The sequence below is a fragment of the Veillonella sp. VA141 genome (genome assembly GCF_003992175.1).
Taxonomy (GTDB): domain Bacteria; phylum Bacillota; class Negativicutes; order Veillonellales; family Veillonellaceae; genus F0422.
This window is the reverse complement of sequence record NZ_RQVM01000001.1, coordinates 455,894-476,251: the sequence shown is the minus strand read 5'-3', so window position 1 is coordinate 476,251 and position 20,358 is coordinate 455,894. Positions and strand designations below refer to the sequence as shown.

At 39.6% G+C, this 20,358-nt stretch carries 14 protein-coding genes, 1 pseudogene and 1 other annotated feature; of the genes and pseudogenes, 11 read left to right on the top strand and 4 right to left on the bottom strand.

What is annotated here, in order from left to right; all coding sequences use genetic code 11:
- The first annotated feature begins 59 nt into the window (after positions 1 to 59).
- Entirely contained in the window at positions 60 to 1,217 is a 1,158-nt protein-coding gene (locus EO112_RS02220) for a hypothetical protein (RefSeq protein ID WP_009354136.1), read from the top strand.
- Positions 1,218 to 1,496: 279 nt separating this feature from the next.
- Here the strand turns inward: EO112_RS02220 and EO112_RS02215 are convergent, their stop codons facing one another.
- A complete protein-coding gene (locus EO112_RS02215; protein WP_127135528.1) occupies positions 1,497 to 1,829 on the bottom strand; it encodes a hypothetical protein in 333 nt (110 codons plus the stop codon).
- Positions 1,830 to 1,887: 58 nt separating this feature from the next.
- Positions 1,888 to 2,819: pseudogene (locus EO112_RS02210) on the bottom strand (LysR family transcriptional regulator).
- 424 nt (positions 2,820 to 3,243) lie between these two features.
- Here EO112_RS02210 and nifJ point away from each other — a divergent pair.
- The 4 genes from nifJ (at position 3,244) to rplT (ending at position 8,228) form a co-directional block, all read left to right on the top strand.
- Positions 3,244 to 6,792: a pyruvate:ferredoxin (flavodoxin) oxidoreductase gene (gene nifJ / locus EO112_RS02205; protein WP_062403400.1), complete on the top strand. Its 3,549-nt coding sequence runs from the start codon at positions 3,244 to 3,246 to the stop codon at positions 6,790 to 6,792.
- 189 nt (positions 6,793 to 6,981) lie between these two features.
- Positions 6,982 to 7,091, top strand: a sequence feature (ribosomal protein L20 leader region).
- A 5-nt stretch (positions 7,092 to 7,096) separates the two neighbouring features.
- Entirely contained in the window at positions 7,097 to 7,621 is a 525-nt protein-coding gene (gene infC, locus EO112_RS02200; protein ID WP_009354125.1) for a translation initiation factor IF-3, read from the top strand.
- 11 nt (positions 7,622 to 7,632) lie between these two features.
- A complete protein-coding gene (gene rpmI, locus EO112_RS02195; RefSeq protein WP_009354135.1) occupies positions 7,633 to 7,830 on the top strand; it encodes a 50S ribosomal protein L35 in 198 nt (65 codons plus the stop codon).
- Between the two features lie 47 nt (positions 7,831 to 7,877).
- The gene (rplT, locus tag EO112_RS02190) at positions 7,878 to 8,228 is read left to right on the top strand and encodes a 50S ribosomal protein L20 (protein ID WP_009354133.1); all 351 of its coding nucleotides are present in this window, start codon (positions 7,878 to 7,880) and stop codon (positions 8,226 to 8,228) included.
- 208 nt (positions 8,229 to 8,436) lie between these two features.
- On the opposite strand, the gene EO112_RS02185 is transcribed toward rplT, so the two are convergent.
- Entirely contained in the window at positions 8,437 to 9,993 is a 1,557-nt protein-coding gene (locus EO112_RS02185) for a polysaccharide biosynthesis protein (RefSeq protein ID WP_062403394.1), read from the bottom strand.
- Between the two features lie 199 nt (positions 9,994 to 10,192).
- On the opposite strand from EO112_RS02185, the gene fba reads away from it, so the two are divergent.
- Positions 10,193 to 11,122, top strand: coding sequence for a class II fructose-1,6-bisphosphate aldolase (gene fba / locus EO112_RS02180; RefSeq protein WP_062403391.1), 930 nt, complete (start codon positions 10,193 to 10,195; stop codon positions 11,120 to 11,122).
- Between the two features lie 49 nt (positions 11,123 to 11,171).
- On the opposite strand, the gene EO112_RS02175 is transcribed toward fba, so the two are convergent.
- Entirely contained in the window at positions 11,172 to 12,035 is an 864-nt protein-coding gene (locus EO112_RS02175; protein ID WP_127162714.1) for an RluA family pseudouridine synthase, read from the bottom strand.
- A gap of 295 nt (positions 12,036 to 12,330) precedes the next feature.
- On the opposite strand from EO112_RS02175, the gene EO112_RS02170 reads away from it, so the two are divergent.
- The 5 genes from EO112_RS02170 to EO112_RS02150 all read left to right on the top strand — a co-directional run bounded on the left by EO112_RS02170 (position 12,331) and on the right by EO112_RS02150 (position 20,240).
- Positions 12,331 to 15,780, top strand: a complete 3,450-nt coding sequence (locus EO112_RS02170) for a pyruvate carboxylase (RefSeq protein ID WP_127162712.1) — start codon at positions 12,331 to 12,333, stop codon at positions 15,778 to 15,780.
- Positions 15,781 to 16,037: 257 nt separating this feature from the next.
- On the top strand, positions 16,038 to 17,231 hold the full coding sequence (locus EO112_RS02165; RefSeq protein ID WP_127162710.1) for a PLP-dependent aminotransferase family protein: 1,194 nt from the start codon (positions 16,038 to 16,040) through the stop codon (positions 17,229 to 17,231).
- Positions 17,232 to 17,486: 255 nt separating this feature from the next.
- Positions 17,487 to 18,311 (top strand): Mrp/NBP35 family ATP-binding protein, encoded by an 825-nt coding sequence (locus tag EO112_RS02160; protein WP_009354132.1) that lies wholly within the window; start codon positions 17,487 to 17,489, stop codon positions 18,309 to 18,311.
- Positions 18,312 to 18,367: 56 nt separating this feature from the next.
- Positions 18,368 to 19,681 carry a M18 family aminopeptidase gene (locus EO112_RS02155; RefSeq protein WP_127162708.1) on the top strand — a complete coding sequence of 438 codons (1,314 nt, stop codon included), beginning with the start codon at positions 18,368 to 18,370 and terminating at the stop codon, positions 19,679 to 19,681.
- Between the two features lies 1 nt (position 19,682).
- Complete coding sequence (locus EO112_RS02150; RefSeq protein ID WP_009354134.1) at positions 19,683 to 20,240, top strand: hypothetical protein; 558 nt, start codon at positions 19,683 to 19,685, stop codon at positions 20,238 to 20,240.
- Positions 20,241 to 20,358: the final 118 nt, after the last annotated feature.

Sequence of the window (20,358 nt, the reverse complement as noted above, 5' to 3'; positions counted from 1 at the left end):
GTGATAACTATGAAAGTGTATCACTTAGATTCAGATAACCTACTAGATAGGAGATATATATGGGACAATTAGTTACAAAGCTGTTGAAATTAGCCAATACTGTAACTACACAAACACATATAGAAGCCCCACGTTTACCAGAGCAACTAGAAGATGGAAATACGCTGTACGATCATCGTATGCTATCCATTGAGGAAGAAGCGGTGAACCGTAAGATGCGATCTGTGGTGCGTAATCATTGGTTCTTTCATTCCATTATTTTTGAATTTGAACCAAACAATAAGGTATTCATGAATGTCATCACGAAATTGGGGAATGTCATCAATGTAGAATTTGATATTGATGATATTTGGTTTGATGATTATACATCTACCATTCAGCTTAAATTAGATGTAGCCAATGTAGATATGGGTGGTTTATTTTTAAATATCATTACTCATATTTTGGGAAATTGGAGTTTGCATGTATTAGGGATGTTTTTTAATCCTTTCAGCATCGGTGATGATACATCATCTATGCGTTTAGAAAAGAAAGGTATTATTCGATTTGACTTGTCACCGGATAGCCCTGTACGAGAGTTTATTCCTTGGCCACAGCGACCAAAAGATAGCGTAGGGCCGGTGCTATTAACAGCCATCAGATCGGGACAATCTGTGCTGCAAGTGGAGTATTATGCATTCCATCAGAAGTTAGAAACCTATTTAGCTCCTGAAATGCCGGTAAAAACGAACTGGGTTCGCTCCATTGACATGGCGGCAGCTTTGTTAATGCCCATAGGGGTTTGGGTGAGCTTTATTATCTTGAACCATTACTTACCACATGAAGAGCTACAGGACTTTTCTTTCTCTACGTATTTCTTTATTTCCTTGAGCATTTTGCTATTCAGTTTTGTGGTCATGAATATTCCTCGTTATATTTACATGTATTTTGAAACGAGGAAAAAATGGCAATCTGTATTTGTGAGCAATAATATTAAGATCCAGATGCGACGATTACAACGACGTATTGCTATGCAGAAGCAGGCTTTAGAGAATGATAAAAATGTTATGAAACGACAAGAACACATCGTGGAAATGTTGATGCAAATACGAGATAAACGATTCTTGGCACATCGATTGAAAGTGGCTGATGAAGACCGGGATCGGAAACAAAAAGTAAAGTTTATCATAGCCTATGTGCTGTGTACGTTCCTCGAATGGATGCTCCTTATACACTAAGCACTTATACTAGAAATGGTTAGGAGGGATATGTGAGACATAAAAACATGCTGCCGCAAATTGTTTTTATGTCTCACATATCCCTCCTTTTCAAATGTAGTAAGTGCTGAGGTATGCGTCGCATGGGAGCATGCTGTCGCAAATTGTTTTTTACAGACATATATCCCCCTTTTTTTATACAGTCAGTGCTGAGGTAGGCGTCGCAAAGGAGTATGCAGTAGTAAATGGAATATAAAAGGGACTGTACTTAGTGTTGATGCACTTGGTACAGTCCTTTGTTTATTTTTTAACGTCTGGGACGTTGGTTGGGTTTGCTTTGAATGGTGTTTTCACCGGTGTGGATTTGCTTGGTTCTGGGGCCTCTATATTGGGATGTTCCCACTCTAGTTGCATGATGCGGAACTGGTGTTGGTTGGCGAAACGTTTGAGCTGCCAGTTGTCACGTTCTAGTTCTTTTAGTCGTTCTCCGTGAGAGTTACTGATGTTTTCTAGGTTGGTCAAGCGATAGTGAAATGTATCGCTATGTTCCATGGTATGCTCTGTGTCAACTCGTTCTTTCAGAGCGTTGATTTCTAGTTGTTGTGACACCATCCAATAGGTTGTGCTTAGCACGTAGAGGATAATCCAGAACAGTGGCCTCTTTAGGAGAGGACCTACTTTCAGAAGCAGATTATTCAGCTGTTTCATCATGGGTGTCGCCAGGAATCAATGGCAAGCGCGCCATCACAAAGTCTAACCATAAGCGGGAAGCATGAGATAGGTAATGTCCTTTTTTCCAAATAACGTGTAAAGTATGCATAATTTCAGGATTTACTAAAGGACGTACCACAACGCTAGATCCTACTTTTGTATTTTCATCTTCCGTAGGGCATAGACGACTAGGTAATAAAGCGATTGCTAAGTGAGCGGCTACGGTTTGTAACATCAAATCGCGTTGGCTAGTTTCAAATACAATATGTGGTTGGAAGCCAACAGACTTACAAGATTTTACAATTTCATCATGAAGGTTAAAATCATCTTTATGTAACACAAAAGATTGATCTGCTAATTGATCAAGAGAAATAGATTCTTCTAAGGCTAATGGATTATCTTTTGGTAAAATAACGCTTAAAGGATCACTCGTTAAATAGAATGAGTCAAATTCTTTTGAATTTGGTTTTGTACAGATAATCCCAACATCGATAAGACCTTCTTGGACAGAAATTTCTATTTTTTTAGAACCATGTTCATATAACTCTAATTCGATTTGAGGATAGGTTTGTTTAAACTCACCTAATAATTGTGCAAAGATTGGAGCGTCTGTAACTGGTGTAAACCAATTAATACAGAACCTTGTTCTAAGCGGAATTCGTTTTCGAAATCGATTTTTAAATGTTCAAACATGAATACAACACGTTTCGCATGCGTTAAAAAGATGGTGCCGCCATCAGTCATTTCAACAGATTTTGCATTACGAATGAATAACACAACACCTAGCTCGTCTTCTAATGCTTTTATAGTACGACTAATAGCAGATTGTGAAATGTGAAGATTTCTTGCGGCCTTGCTGAAACTTTTTTGATCCGCTACTTCTACGAAGTATTTTAAGTGATGAAAGTCCATAATGCACCTCTTAAATATGGTAATAACAAAAGCCCTCTTTTTTGGTATGCTATTTGAGCAATAAAGCATGTGTAAATGTAAATTGATAATCGCATAATTAGCAATGGATATAGTGTATATGGTATTGCGAAGTTCTCGTTCTCAATGTATAATGAAACCATAAGGCTATATCAATTTGTTCAAGAAGTAGAGTTACTACTTCACAAATTTGCAAAGAGGTACTATATAACTTATATATTATTACATTTTTGCAACATATGCAATCTTTTTAGAAATAAATGATTCATATTTCAAAAAACATTTTGATACTCAAGAGGGGAGGACTCATCCTGCGAGTGCACGGACAAGAGTCTATATACATCCCCCTATTTTGTATGTAACTACAAGTGTTAATTTTTATTTGCTTTAAGGAGGCTATTTTAACATGCGTAAAATGAAAACTATGGACGGCAACCAAGCTGCAGCACACGTAGCGTATGGTTTCTCTGAAGTGGCAGCTATTTACCCAATCACACCATCTTCTCCAATGCCAGAACATGTGGATGAATGGGCAGGACAAGGTCGTAAAAACTTGTTTGGTCATACTGTACAGGTTGTTGAAATGCAATCCGAAGCCGGCGCTGCAGCAGCAGTTCACGGTTCTTTACAAGCGGGCGCATTGACAACTACGTTCACATCTTCTCAAGGTCTATTATTAATGTTACCTAACTTGTACAAAGTGTCTGGTGAGTTACTTCCAGGTGTATTCCACGTAGCAGCTCGTGCTATCGCAGCGCAAGCATTGTCTATCTTTGGTGACCATCAAGACGTTATGGCAGCTCGTGCGGCTGGTTGTGCTATGTTAGCAGAATCCTCTGTACAAGAAGTTATGGATCTTGCTCCAGTTGCGCATTTAACAGCGTTAAAAACTCGCGTTCCTTTCATCAACTTCTTCGACGGTTTCCGTACTTCTCACGAAATCCAAAAAATCGAAGTATTAGAATACGATGAATTAAAACCTTTAGTGGACCAAGAAGCGTTAGAAGCATTCCGTCAACGTGCGTTGAACCCAGATGCTCCTGTAACTCGTGGTACTGCTGAAAACCCTGATATCTACTTCCAACATCGTGAAGCTTCTAACCCATTCTACTTAGAAGTTCCAAATGTAGTAGAACATTACATGCATGAAATCAACAAAATCACTGGTCGTAACTACCAATTGTTCAACTACTATGGTGATGAAGATGCAACTGACGTAATCGTAACAATGGGTTCCTCTGCACAAGTAGCTACTGAAACTGTAGATTACTTACGTGCACAAGGCCGTAAAGTTGGTTTCGTACAAGTTCACTTATTCCGTCCATTCGCGACAGATCGTTTTGTAGCGGCTCTTCCAAAAACTGTAGAACGCGTAGCAGTATTAGACCGTACAAAAGAACCAGGTGCGTTAGCTGAACCTTTATTCTTAGACGTTCAAGCAGCACTTGTTCAACACAATATTAATGCTAAAGTATTCGGCGGTCGTTATGGTCTTTCTTCTAAAGACGTAATCCCAGCTGACCTTGTAGCAGTATTCGATAACATGTTAGCAGAAGCTGGCAAACGTTTCTTCACATTGGGTATCAATGACGATGTAACTAACTTGTCCTTAAACCGTGCTGAAGGTGTATCCGTAAAAACTGAAGGTTTAACTGGATGTAAATTCTGGGGCTTCGGTTCTGACGGAACTGTAGGTGCTAACAAATCTGCTATCAAAATCATCGGTGACCATACAGATATGTATGCACAAGCATACTTCGACTATGACTCCAAAAAATCTGGTGGTGTGACAATGTCTCACTTACGTTTTGGTAAAAATCCAATCAACAAACCATACTTGGTAACTGAACCAGAATTTATCGCTTGTCATCGTCAATCTTATGTTCATGAATATGATCTTCTTCGTGGTATTAAAAAAGGCGGTACATTCTTATTGAACTGTACTTGGTCTCCAGAAGAATTAGCAGAAAAATTACCAGCAAAACTTCGTCGTACAATTGCTGAAAAAGAATTGAACTTCTACATCATCAATGCAGCGAAAATTGCAGCTGAAATTGGTTTGGGTGGCCGTATCAACATGGTTACACAAGCTGCGTTCTTCAAATTGACTGAAGATACAATCATTCCTATCGACAAAGCAGTAGAGTACTTAAAAGACTCCATTGAAAAAACATATGGTAAAAAAGGTGCTGACGTTGTTGCAATGAACAACAAAGCTGTTGATGAAGGCGTTGGGGCTCTTGTAAAAGTAGAAGTTCCAGCAGCATGGAAAGATGCAAAAGATTCCGAAGATACTTTCGAAAAATCTTCTTGCACAACTTGCCCAAGCTATGTGGCTAACATTGCAAAACCTGTTAATGCACAAGCTGGTTATGATTTACCAGTATCCGCTTTCACAGGCTATGAAGATGGTACATTACCTTCTGGTACTGCAGCATTCGAAAAACGTGGTGCCGCTTTATTCGTTCCTCACTGGATCAAAGAAAACTGTATCCAATGTAACCAATGTTCCTTCGTATGTCCACATGCGACTATCCGTCCTGTATTAGCGACAGCAGAAGAAGCAGCAGCAGGTCCTGAAAACTTTGAAACAATCCCAGAAATGATGACTAAAGGTGAATTGCAATTCCGTATTGCAGTATCTCCATTAGACTGCTTAGGTTGCGGTAACTGTGTAAACATTTGTCCAGCTCCTAAAGGAAAAGCAATCGAAATGCGCCCTATCGATGGCGAATTAGAATTTGCTCCAGCTTGGGATTATGGTGTAGCATTACCAACTAAATCTCACCCAATGAAACAAGAAACTGTAAAAGGTTCCCAATTCAAAACTCCATTGCTTGAGTTCTCCGGTGCTTGCGCAGGTTGTGGTGAAACTCCATATGCTAAATTGATTACTCAATTGTTCGGTGACCGTATGATGATTGCTAATGCAACAGGTTGTTCCTCCATTTGGGGTGCATCTATGCCGGCATCTCCATACACTAAAAACCAACAAGGCCAAGGTCCTGCATGGGCTAACTCCTTATTCGAGGATAACGCTGAGTTTGGTTACGGTATGTTCATCGGTACTGAAAAAATCCGTACACAATTAGCTGAAACTGTAGCTTCCATCGCTGAAACTGCTGATGAAGCAACTAAACAAGTTCTTGACTTATGGTTAGAAAAACGTCTTCAAGGCGAAGGTACTCGTGACCGCGCTAAAGCTGTGATCGATGCTCTTTCCAAAGTAGAACAAACAGAAGCTGTAAAAGAAGTATTGGCTAAAAAACAATACCTTGTAAAACGTTCCCAATGGATCTTTGGTGGTGATGGTTGGGCATACGATATCGGTTTCGGTGGACTTGACCATGTATTGGCTTCCGGCGAAGACGTTAACGTATTCGTATTCGATACAGAAGTATACTCCAACACTGGCGGTCAAGCATCTAAATCTACTCGCGTAGGTGCGGTTGCTCAATTCGCTGCGCAAGGTAAACGTACAAACAAAAAAGACCTTGGTATGATTGCTATGACATATGGCAACATCTATGTGGCTCAAGTTGGTATGGGTGCTGACATGAACCAATTGATGAAAGCATTGGCAGAAGCTGAAGCATATCCAGGTCCATCCCTAATCATCGCTTACGCTCCATGTATCAACCATGGTATTAAAGGTGGTATGGGTAATGCACAAGCTGAAACTAAACAAGCTGTTGCATCCGGTTACTGGGATCTATACCGTTACAACCCAGCATTAAAAGCACAAGGCAAAAATCCATTCAGCCTTGATTCCAAAGAACCTGATTACGAATTATTCGATTCCTTCTTAGGAAAAGAAGTTCGTTACACATCTTTGGGTAAAGCAGTTCCTGCAATGAGCAAAGAATTGTTAGAAATCAACAAACAATTAGCTAAAGAACGCCGTCAATCCTATGTTCGTTTACAAAAAGGGTTTGAAGACGAATTACAAGGCTAATCAATAGCGAACGTAATATGGAAAGGCTCTCCTTCGGGAGGGCCTTTTTATCAGTTTGTATGAAGGTAAATTTCTTTTATAACATGGTAGTAATTTTACAAGGTATATTGCTGGAAAGTTGCAGATAATATATAAAGTTAAAGGGAGAATTCTTGACAAATAAGAATTAATAGCGTATACTAATTAGGTATTAACAAGTAGAAACCATCCGTTTCTCACCTGATGTCATGAAATGTTGGGTACAGATAGTTATAAACTATGCTCGGGTGGCCTTGTGCCATCCGATTTTTTTATCCCTTTGGAGGTGACTAGTATTAGCAAAGATACACCGCGTATTAATGAAGAAATCCGTGCTCGCGAAGTTCGTGTCGTAAGTGCAGATAATGATCAGTTAGGTATTATGTCTGTTCGTGATGCTTTAGCTATGGCAGAAGAACAACATTTAGATCTAGTAGAAGTAGCCCCTAATGGTAAACCACCAGTTTGTCGCATTATGAACTATGGTAAATACCGTTATGAGCAACAAAAACGCGAAAAAGAAGCAAAGAAGAAGCAAAAAACTTTCACATTGAAAGAAGTTAAGCTTCGTCCTCACATCGAAGATCATGATTTTTATGTAAAACTTAAAAATGCAGCTAAATTCTTAGGTGATGGTAATAAAGTTAAGGTAACGATCATGTTCCGCGGTCGTGAATTGAGCCACCCAGAATTGGGGCTTAATGTGCTGACTCGTTTTGCTGGTGAATTAACTGACCAAGCGGTTGTTGAAAAAGAAGCGAAACTAGAAGGCCGAAACATGACAATGATTTTAGCTAAAAAAGGTAATTAGGAGGAAGAATAATGCCAAAGATTAAAACTCGTCGCGCAGCGGCTAAACGTTTCCAAGTAACAGGTAGTGGTGAATTCAAACGTGCAAAAGCTTTCAAAAGCCATATTTTAGAGAAAAAATCTCCAGCACGTAAACGTAATCTTCGTAAAGCTACATTGGTTAGCAAATCTGACTACAAACGCGTAGTGAAATGCTTACCATACGCATAAGATGCAAATATTTTAGTAACATATAACGATATTGGAGGAATACAATAATGGCAAGAGTAAAAACAGGCGTAACAGCGCATGCACGTCATAAAAAAATCTTAAAATTAGCTAAAGGTTACCGCGGTACACGTTCTCGCTTATTCAAAAAAGCAAACGAATCCGTAATGAAAGCATTATACTATGCTCGTCGTGACCGTCGTGCTAAAAAACGTGAGTTCCGTAAATTATGGATCGCTCGTATCAATGCAGCAAGCCGTATGAATGGTTTATCCTACAGCCGTTTCATCGCTGGTTTAACAAAAGCTGGTGTGGAAATCAACCGTAAAATGTTGGCTGACTTGGCAGTACATGATGCAGCTGCATTCGCGAAATTAGTAGAAATTGCTAAAAACGCGTAAAATAAATAGATAATGACCTATATAATAGGTTGTGTATAGAAGAACAGTCCTTTTGGGCTGTTCTTTTTTGCTACCTTTCAGAATGTTTAGTTGATATTGCTACATAGAGTGATAGAGATATATAAATGATAGTAGCAGTTAGCAATATATCTATAAAAAATACCCTTGAAAGTGATCCTTCAAGGGTATATTAATATATTTTTGTTAATTATCTAAAGAATCGTCCCACCACAGGTAATCGAGCTCCATCGTTTTTATTTAAACCTTTCAGCACAATCATGATAGCTACATAGATGAGTGCACCTATAATAGCGGTGATCATAATGTTAAAGAAGGTAGGGATATTTCCTTGTAAGAGTGGATAAAAATAGTACATGGCTACGCCCATGATAGAGGCGGAGATAATATTTTTTCCTAACAAGATAAGGTCGATAAAGTATCCTGTGTGACGATGAATCCAGATGAGATTCAATAGAGCAGCAAAACCAATATCGGCTACAGTAGCGTAAGCAGCGCCGCCAATACCTAAGGCAGGGATAGCTGTTAACTCCCAGTTTAAGATGACTTTTACAATGGCTGCGATTCCCATGTTGATGACAGGAATACGTGGTTTTCCCAAACCTTGCAAGATACCTGTCGTCACTTGGTGAAGACCTAAAAAGAAGATGGCCCACGCTAAGATTTGCGTTGCTTCGGCTGCACGTGGTGCGTTATAAATAGTGGATACTACTGGTTCTGCCAAAACGTATAGCATCACCGTGAAAGGAATCGTTGCTACGAAGGTTAACCGCATAGAACCTGCCGTGCGATAGTAGACTTGTTTTATATCTTTAATGGATACAGCATTGGAAACAGCTGGCACAATGCTTGTGGCAATGGCCGCCGTAATGATGGTTGCCAAGTTGATAAGAGGCACTGCCATGCCTGATAAATATCCGTATAGTTCCGTAGCTTCATGGAGCGGATACCCGATATCGATCAATCGTCTTGGGATAATCGCTACATCTAACATGGCTACAATAGGCAGCATCATGCTAGCTAAAGCGATAGGAATGGACAAGTTGATTAAACGACGAATGATAGACTTGGAACTTTCAGGTGGTTCTGTAGTTATCATCGGTTCGTCTAATTGTTTTGGTAGGCGATAGTAATAGTACATGAGTACCACTAAGGCACCGACCGCTCCGATACCAGCGCCTAGGCTAGCCCCACCGGCAGCTACATCTAATCCATAAGGGAGTAAAATGTATGCAGCTCCAAGCATGACCACCACACGCAGTAATTGTTCTACAATTTGGCTGATCGCCGTAGGAGTCATCATTTGCCATCCTTGTAAGTAGCCTCGATAGCAAGAAATGAGGGTGACGAAGAAGACTGCTGGTGATAGAGCAATTAAAGAATAGTAGGCTCTTGGGTCTGTAATGAAATTAATGTCAATAAGCCATTGGGCAGAACCGTAGACGGCAATACTGAACAATAGGCCGAGGACAAATAGCATTTTAAAAGAAATAGAAAAAACCTTCTGGGCTCCTAATACATCATATTTTGCTAATTTTTCCGCGGTCATAATGGAAATGGCAATAGGGATTCCTGCACTAGATAGCTGCAGAGCCAATAAGTACGCCGGAAATGCCATTTGGTAGATACCGATACCTTCACCACTAAGAACACGGGATAAAAAAATCCAGTTCAAGCTACCAATAGCTTTTACCACAAATCCCGCAATCGTCAAGATGAGTGTACCTTGTAAAAATCGATTAACCATGATATCTCCTATACTGAAAGATTCGATTGAATCTATGAAAGACTTACTTTTAATTGTACCATAGAATCAGTACTCTCTCAATAAGATTGACTACATTTGAGAACATAGATTTTTCTTGAATCGCTCTAGTAGATACGGTATAATAACTATATATAGTCATTAATAATGTATTTAATTATATACTACAAGGAGGCCCATTATGCCATTAGTATCTACAAAAGAGATGTTTGAAAAAGCCTATGCTGGCGGCTATGCAATTGGTGCGTTCAATGTAAACGACATGGAAATTATCCAAGGTATTGTGGATGCGGCGAAAGTGGAGCAAGCACCATTGATTTTGCAAGTTTCTGCAGGAGCGCGTAAATATGCAAAACCTGTATACTTAACAAAACTGGTGGAAGCAGCTTTAATCGATACAGACCTTCCTATTGCTTTGCATTTGGATCATGGTGATGATTTTGAAATTTGTAAAGACTGCATCGATAGCGGATTTACTTCTGTTATGATTGATGGCTCTAAACATCCTTTTGAAAAAAATGTAGAATTGACAGCTCGTGTAGTGGAATATGCTCATAAACATGGCGTTGTAGTAGAAGGTGAGTTAGGTCGTTTAGCAGGTGTGGAAGATGACGTAAACGTTAGCGAGAAAGATGCGTTGTTTACCGATCCAGAGGAAGCCGCTGAATTCGTTCGTTTAACTGGCGTTGATTCCTTGGCGATTGCTATCGGTACAAGCCATGGTGCTTATAAATTTAAAGGCACTCCATACTTAGATTTTGGTCGTTTACAACGAGTAGGTGAATTATTGCCGAACTTCCCAATCGTATTGCATGGTGCATCTTCTGTACCACAAGCATTCGTTGAAAAATGTAACTCCTTTGGTGGTGCTATCCCAGGCGCACAAGGGGTGCCTGAAGATATGCTTCGTAAAGCAGCCACAATGGCAGTGTGCAAAATTAACATCGACACAGACTTGCGCTTAGCTATGACTGCAAGCATTCGTGAAGTATTAGCAAACAATCCTGCTGAATTTGACCCTCGTAAATACTTGGGACCTGGCCGTGAGGCTATCCAAGCTATGGTGCAACATAAAATTAAAAATGTATTAGGTTGCAACAACAAAATTTAATTTGATTTGAGAAAAGCTGGCATGCTCTTAGAGTATGTCAGTTTTTTTGTTATGGAATTTTATTAAAATACTCTGGTAATGGTGCTTGCAATGACATCCACTCTTGTGTCATAGGATGGATAAAATGTAGTTCTGTGGCATGGAGGCATTGTTTGGTTTGCCACGTTAAGGAGCCTCCATATAAATCATCGCCTGCGAGTGGGTATCCTAAAGCACTAAGGTGGACTCTGATCTGGTGAGTTCGTCCTGTGTGCAGATAACAGCGTACATGAGTATGATGTGGATGCTGTCGAACTACAGTGATATCTGTATGGGCAGGTTGCCCTAGTGGATGAGCACAACGTTCAATAATGCTACCCTCTAAGCGAGCAATAGGGAAATGAATGGATAACTTACTGATAGGAATAATACCATCGGTTATAGCATCGTACACTTTTTGAATACGTGTATGCTGCTTGATGAAAGCATGTTGAACCAAGGCATTCTTAGCAATGATAACGAGACCAGAGGTGTCCTTATCTAGTCGATGGATAGGGTGAAAGCTAGCGTTCATACCTTGTTTTTCAAAGTATGCTAATACGCCGTTGGCAAGTGTGTGGTATCTTTCAGAGGAAGTAGGATGCATAAGCATGTCTGCAGGTTTATTGATGACCAGCAGATGGTTGTCCTCAAAGACAATGTCTAAGTCCATAGGGGTAGGGTCGATGTGTGATGTTTTAGTGAGGTGAACTTTTACGGAATCACCTGGATGTAGTAAGGTATCCCAAGTGGCGGTTTTGTCATTCACAAGGAACGAGCCTTCACGACGAAGACGACGGCGCATAGCTTGTGATACCTTTTGCTCTCGGATGGCTTGATTCATGGAGCATGAAGCATGATCTAATGAAAGTGTGAAATATAAAATAGGTTGCATAGATGTCCTTGTAGTTGAGTAAATTATATATGTATCCAAATGTAGATTATATAATTTATCATATCATAGAAAGTGATAATATGGTCAATGATTACAAAAAATATATACATATTCCGTCTTACAGACAAAAGTTGTATATTTAGTTTTTTATGTTCGTATACTTCTTTCAAGAATTTTACCAATAACCTATGTTTATTGGTAGAAAATTTCAACGTTTAGGAGTATAATGAGGTATACAAATGTCTATTCCTAATGGTAGTAATACTGGAATATGCAAAGTTGAGGAGGGATTATGATGAAACAAATACGCTCGCTATTAGTAGCAAACCGTGGTGAAATCGCTATTCGTGTACTTCGTGCATGTAACGAAATGGGCATTCGCACAGTGGCTATTTACTCTAACGAAGATGCACTTTCATTACATCGCAATCAAGCAGATGAATCTTATTTAGTAGGGGAAGGTAAAAAACCTGTAGATGCATACTTAGATATTGAAGATATTATTCGTATTGCGAAGGAACATGACGTAGATGCGATCCATCCAGGGTATGGCTTCTTATCTGAAAATGCACATTTTGCACAACGTTGTGAAGAAGAAGGGATTACGTTCATCGGACCTAAAGTAGAACATTTAGTGATGTTCGGTGATAAAGTAAATGCTCGTATTCAAGCCAAAAAAGCAGATATACCGATGATTCCTGGCAGTGATGGTCCATTGAAAGACTTTGCAGAATTAGAAGCATTTGCTGAGAAATATGGCTATCCATTGATGATCAAAGCCGTGAATGGCGGTGGTGGTCGTGGTATGCGTGAAGTAACAAAATATGAAGAACTTCGCGATGCTTATGATCGTGCAAAATCTGAAGCAAAAATGGCTTTTGGCGATGATGATGTGTACGTAGAAAAATTAATTGTAGAGCCAAAACATATCGAAGTCCAAATTATCGGTGATGAACATGGCAATATCGTACATTTACATGAACGGGATTGTTCTATCCAACGTCGACATCAAAAAGTAGTAGAGGTGGCGCCAGCCTTTGCGTTATCCCGTGATTTGCGTGACCGTATTTGTGCAGCCGCTGTAAAAATCATGAAACATGTGAACTATGTCAGCGCTGGTACGGTAGAATTCTTGGTAACTGCCGATGGAAACTTTTATTTCATTGAAGTCAACCCTCGTATCCAAGTAGAACATACAGTGACAGAAATGATCACAGGTATCGATATTGTACATACGCAAATTCGCATTGCCGAAGGTCACGATTTACACAGTGAAGCAGTGGCAATTCCTGCACAAGAAAATATCCGTTGTGAAGGGGTAGCTATCCAATGTCGTATTACTACAGAAGATCCAAATAACAACTTTATGCCAGACACTGGTAAATTAATTACGTACCGTAGTTCTGGTGGTTTCGGTATTCGTTTGGACGGCGGTAATGCTTTCACAGGCGCTGTCATTACACCATACTATGATTCCTTGCTAGTAAAAGCTACATCTTGGGCGTTGTCCACAGAAGAAGCTATCCGTAAAATGTTGCGTTGCTTGCGGGAGTTCCGTATTCGTGGTGTAAAAACGAATGTGCACTTCTTGGTGAATGTATTAGAACATGAAGTGTTCCAATCTGGGGATTACAATGTTCATTTTATTGATGAGCACCCAGAATTATTTAAATTAAGACACGCTAAAGATAGAGGTACAAAACTGCTTCGCTACATCGCTGATGTAACTGTCAATGGTTACAATGGACATAAAGAAGAAGTACCAACATTTGAACCTCTCATTATGCCGTCTAATGTACCAGGTGCACCAGCAGCAGGTACAAAACAAAAATTGGATGAATTAGGACCAGAAAAATTCTCTAAATGGGTTCAAGAACAACCAAAAGTATTGTTTACAGATACCACATGGCGTGATGCGCATCAATCTTTATTTGCGACTCGTTTGCGTACAGCTGATATGGCTCGTGTGGCTGGTCGTGTTGCGAAGGGATTGCCTAACTTGTTCTCCCTAGAATGTTGGGGCGGCGCTACTTTTGATGTGGCGTATCGTTTCTTGCATGAAGATCCATGGGAACGGTTACGTATGTTCCGTGAACAAGTTCCAAATATTTTGTTACAAATGTTACTTCGTGGTTCCAATGCAGTGGGATACACAAGCTATGCAGATAATGTGGTGCGTGAATTTATCCGATTGGCTGGTAAAAATGGTATCGATATATTCCGTATCTTCGACAGCTTAAATAGCTTAGATAATATGAAAGTAGCCATCGATGAAGTTCGTAATCAAGGTAAAGTAGCAGAAGTGGCTTTATGCTATACAGGAGATATTTTAGATCCTCGTCGTGATAAATATAATTTGGCATATTATGTCAATATGGGTAAAGAACTGGCAGCAGCAGGAGCTAATATTTTGGCTATCAAAGATATGGCTGGTTTATTAAAACCTCAAGCAGCGTATAATTTAGTAAGTGCATTAAAAGATGCCGTAGACTTACCAATTCATTTACATACCCATGAAGGTTCTGGCAATGCTATATACTCCTATGGCCGTGCGGTAGATGCAGGAGTAGATATTATCGACTTAGCATATTCTGCTTTTGCCAATGGTACAAGTCAACCTAGCATGAGCTCCATGTACTATGGTTTGACTGGACATGATCGTCAACCAACTATGAATGTAGCCTATATGGAAGAAGCATCCAACTACTTTGGATCTATTCGTCCGTACTACAAAGGAGTGGATCATACATCTTCTTACCCAAATACAACGGTATACCAACATGAAATGCCTGGTGGACAGTATTCTAACTTGCAACAACAAGCGAAAAGTGTGGGTCTTGGAGAGCGTTGGGAAGACATTAAACGTGTGTATCATGAAGTGAGCATGCTATTTGGTGATATCATCAAAGTAACACCATCTTCTAAAATTGTTGGCGATATGACTTTGTTCATGGTTCAAAATAATTTGACAGAACAAGATATCTACGACAAAGGGGATACATTGGACTTCCCACAATCTGTGGTGGAATTCTTCAAAGGCTACATTGGTACTCCATATTTGGGATTCCCAGAACGGTTGCAACAAATTGTCTTAAAAGGTGAAAAACCATTGAATGGACGTCCAGGTGCTATGTTGCCATCAGTTGATTTTGAGGCGGTTCGTAAAGAATTGGCTGAAAAAGGTGCAGGTACTACAGATGAAGATGTGATTGCTCACTGCTTATATTCTAAGGTATTTGCTGATTATAGCACGTTCAAACATGACTATTCCGATGTGAGTGTATTAGATACTCCAACTTTCTTCTTTGGTATGAAACGCGGTGAAAGCGTAGAAGTGACTATTGAACAAGGTAAAACATTGGTAATCAAATACATTCAAATGAGTGAAGCTGATGAAGATGGTACTCGCCATGTGTTATTTGAACTAAATGGTCAACCTAGAACGATTAAAATTCATGATAAACACATTAAAACAACTGGTGTAGTTCGTCATAAAGTGGATCCAACAAAACCAGGTGAAGTAGGTGCTACTTTATCCGGATCTGTGGTGAAAATTGTGGCACAAGTGGGTCAAGCTGTGAAAAAAGGTGATGCCCTTGTAGTTACAGAAGCGATGAAGATGGAGACTACTATTACAGCGCCAGTATCTGGTGTGGTAGGTGTCATCCATGTTCGTGAAGGTAGCCGTATTGAAAGTGGCGACTGCTTGTTAACTATTGAAGAACAAGCGCATGTAGCAAACTAGATGATACGATTTATATTGTCTCAGTATGTCAGATATATGCCAAGTTATGGTATAAATTATGATGTAGGCTATAGTTATAACATGCAAAAACAGGAGCAACTCTGTTGCTCCTGTTTATCATATCTGAGAGGGATATGGTGTAACTATCAGTTATATACGCGTATCCTATACATAGTTTTTTTATTATATATTTGATGTTTTATGATTGTATAGCTATAGTATTGAAATAAATAAGAAATATAAAAGGAGTGATTCTTATGGCATTTGTATTGCCAGAACGGTCTATTAGCAAAGGACCTAATTTCATTCGAGATGTGTTTGAACGGGGCGCAGGGATTCCTGGATTTATTAGTTTTGGGATAGGAAATCCAGCTGGTGAAGTGGTGCCAGTAGCGGAAATTCAAGCTGCCTTTGACTACATTGTACATACGAATCCATTAGAGATTTTACAATATGGTCCTATGCAAGGAGATGCGAAGTTAGCAGAGCAAACATTGCATCGTTTGGTACATGTGCATCATATGCCTACCCAAAACCAACAGTTGTTATTGTCCATCGGGGCAGGCCAAGATTTAGGGTTAGTACCTCGCACAGTGTGTGATGCTGGCGATGAAGTGTACATGGATGCCTATACGTTCACCAGTGCGATTAATGCGGTACGTAGTGTGGGAGCCAAAGCGGTAGGCATTCCTACCGATGGGGATGGTATGATTCCAGAAGCTTTGGAAGAAGCGGCAAAATCTGGAAAAGGTAAATATATCTATCTGATTCCTAACTTTCAAAACCCTACAGGTATTACTATGCCTTTAGAACGAAGAAAAGCCATTTATGAAATTGCAAAAGCTTATAATTTGTTTATTTACGAAGATGATCCGTATGGAGAAATTCGCTTTGGCGGTGAGCGAGTACCTACTTTCAAAGAAATGGATACGGATAATCGTGTGCTATATGCAGGGTCTTATTCTAAAACGATTTCTGCAGGATTGCGAGTTGGTTTTTTGTATGGTCCAAGCGAAGTAATCCAAGCTATCCAAGTGATGAAGAATAATTGTGATGGTCAAATGCCATTAGTCACACAACGTGTAGTAAGCCATTTGTTAGAACATATCGATTATGATGAACAAATCCAAAAGGTATGTAAGGTGTATCAAGAAAAATGCCGTGTTATGTTAGATACATTTCGTCAATATGGTAGTTCTAAAGTACATCTAACAGAACCTACGGGAGGAATGTTTATATGGATGACCTTGCCAGACCATGTGGACTGTGATGCTTTCTTTGAAGAGGCCATTGCACGAAAAGTAGGCATTGTGAAAAGTGGAGCTTTTGCTGCTGATGGCGTTCCCTATGGACAACACTTCCGTTTAAGCTATACTGTGCCATCTCTTGAAGACATCCGTAAAGGCATGCAAATCATTGGAGAATTGACACGTGAGTATTGTGGAGACTAAGTATTTCCACTGCACATGTATTTTATGAAGATGAATTACGAGCGCAACATATGTAAGGTAACTGTTTCTGTTACTTATGACTATGTTGCGCTTATCTTATATGAGAGTGTTACAAAATTTTTATATCCTATGATATAATAGGAATATACCTATAGATATATAGGATATACCATACATTCACAGGTGTGAATGGCAGTACTTATATTGGTAAAGAAAGTTCTAAGGACTTTCAGAGATATAGAAAGAAGGTTTATAATGGCATGTGGAGATAACGGTGGTTGTGGCGGTTGCGCATCTTCTAGCGGATGTGGCACGCAACAACCAGTAGATTTGACAGTAAAAACAAATGATAGAAGTCATGTGAAAAAGGTCATCGGCATTGTATCCGGTAAGGGCGGTGTTGGTAAATCTTTAGTCACAAGCTTGATGGCAGTGAGTCAATCTCGTAAAGGTAAATCTGTAGGGATTCTTGATGGAGATATTACAGGTCCATCCATTCCAAAAGTATTTGGTTTGAAAGACAAAGTGCGTAGCGATGATGGTAAATTGATGTATCCTATCGTGTCTAAAAATGGCGTGAAAGTGATGTCTGTGAATTTGCTATTAGATGATGAATCGGATCCAGTCCTTTGGAGAGGTCCTGTGGTAGGTAATGTGGTAAAACAATTCTTCTCCGATACAGTATGGGGCGATGTAGATTACTTGTTCGTGGATATGCCTCCAGGAACAGGAGACGTAGCCATGACGGTATTCCAATCCTTACCATTGGACGGTATTATCGTGGTTACATCCCCTCAAGATTTAGTATCTATGATTGTGGAAAAAGCTGTAAAAATGGCGGATATGATGCAAGTACCTATTATTGGTGTAGTGGAAAACTTTGCTTATTTCCATTGCCCAGATAATGGAAAAGATTATAAAATCTTTGGTGAAAGTCACATTGATGAAGTATTGAAAAAATACAATTTATTGTTACTAGGCCGACTACCAATTGATCCTAAAGTAGCAGAGTTGTGTGATGCCGGTGAGATTGAAACCATAACAACAACAAATTTAGAATCAGTAGGCTTACCAGAGTAAGTGTGGACAATACCATAGTGTACGTTGTACCTATGGTATTTTTCATAGGAGGAACTATGTGTGAACAGAATGAAGTCGCAACTATGTATGCTGACTTTTTTGATTATATTGAAAGTTCTACCTCACCGTATCATACGGTGGAGGAGTCTTATCGTCGCTTAGAGGAACAAGGCTTTACACCTTTATCGATGGACGAAGAATGGAATTTGGTGGCAGGGGATTATGTCATTGATGTATATGGTACTACTTTAGTGGCATTCCATATTGGAGAACATCCAAGAGAGACATTACGGGTTGCCTCTGCTCATACAGACTTTCCTGGATTCCGGGTGAAGCCTAATGCCATGATTACGGACAAAGGGTATGGTAAGCTGAATGTAGAAAGTTATGGTGGATTAATTCAATATACTTGGTTCGATCGACCTCTTTCTCTGGCTGGTGTGGTAGTGACAAAAGGAAAAGGGTTAGACCTAGAGACACATTACGTAGATATAGCAAAGCCGGTGGCTACTATCCCTAGCTTAGCGATTCATATGAATCGACAAGTTAATGAAAAGGCTGTGTTTAACAAGCAAAAAGAGATGTTACCACTCATTTTAATGCGTGGCCTTGGCACGGAGTACGAAGACGACAAAACTTTATTAAAAGCCTTATTAGCCGAAGAAATTGGCTGTGAACCAGCAGATATTTTATCCTATGAGTTGACCGTGTATAATACGGATACAGTAGAAACCGTTGGCTTTGATGCGGAATATATCAGTGCGCCACGATTAGATAATCTTACATCCTGTTATGCTTGCTTACAAGGAATTGTAAGTGCCAAAGAACAACAGGCTACAGGGATTCGTATGGCATTCCTATTTGACCACGAAGAGGTGGGAAGTCGTACAAAACAAGGAGGAGCCTCCTTGTTATTACCAAATGTAGTACGCCGTGTGTACCGTGCGTTAGGATTCTCAGAAGAAGCCTGTGAAGTGGATATTGCAAAAGGGTTCATGATTTCTTCTGATGTGGCTCATGGATATCATCCTAATTATGGCGAGAAAAATGATATTACAAATTACCCGACTTTGAATGGTGGCGTAGTTTTAAAAATAGCTAGCTCTCAATCCTATGCGGGAGATGCGGTGGCACAAGCGATTGTGACTGATTTATGTGAGACCCATGGTATTAAGCATCAAATTTATGTGAATCGATCGGATATTCCAGGAGGTTCTACGGTGGGATCTATTTCTTCAGCGCAATTAGTGATGCGAACTATGGATGTAGGTTTACCACTGTTGGCCATGCATTCCGCACGTGAGTTGATGGGTACCTATGACCAAATTGAGTTAAATCGATTATTAACTGTATTTTTAGGGGAGGTATAACATGGTTTCTATGATGGCAATTTTTGTAGCTTTAGTATTGAATCGAATTTCTACACCCTTTCAACGTATGTTTTATGAACAATCGACGGTGAAGGAACAGCAAAAAGAAGAAGTTACAAAAGCATTACAATTGTTGGGTATGATTGTTGTTGCTGTGTATGGTGTGACTGGGAATATTACATTGTTAGGAATTGATGGGGTCACCATTGTACAGACTATTTGTGCTATTGCATTGGGTATGGCCCTAGTACAAGTGTTAGAAATTGTTTCGGTATCTCATTTGCGTCCTATTTTAGAAGGGCAACAAGTACCTAAGAATGTATATGATCGTTGGATTTGGGATACTATTTTTATCGTAGGTTTGTTGGCAGCGCATGTACGCTATGGCTTAGAATTTTCCTATATGATTCTTGCTTGGTTATTGTATATTCTGATTCCTTATGGAGTGACACGATATAATATGAGTCATGGCATTGCTTTTGGGATTGGTAGAAAAGCGTATAAATGGGGAACTGTCATTTGGATTTTTGCCGGTCTTATCCATTTGTTTGTATTATGATTCTCAGTGAGAACATGATATAATTAATTAGCATTATGACAAAATGTTATACACATATATAACAACGGTCAGAACTAGTTTACTAGGGATGGCCGTTGCATGTTTAGTAGATAGAAAA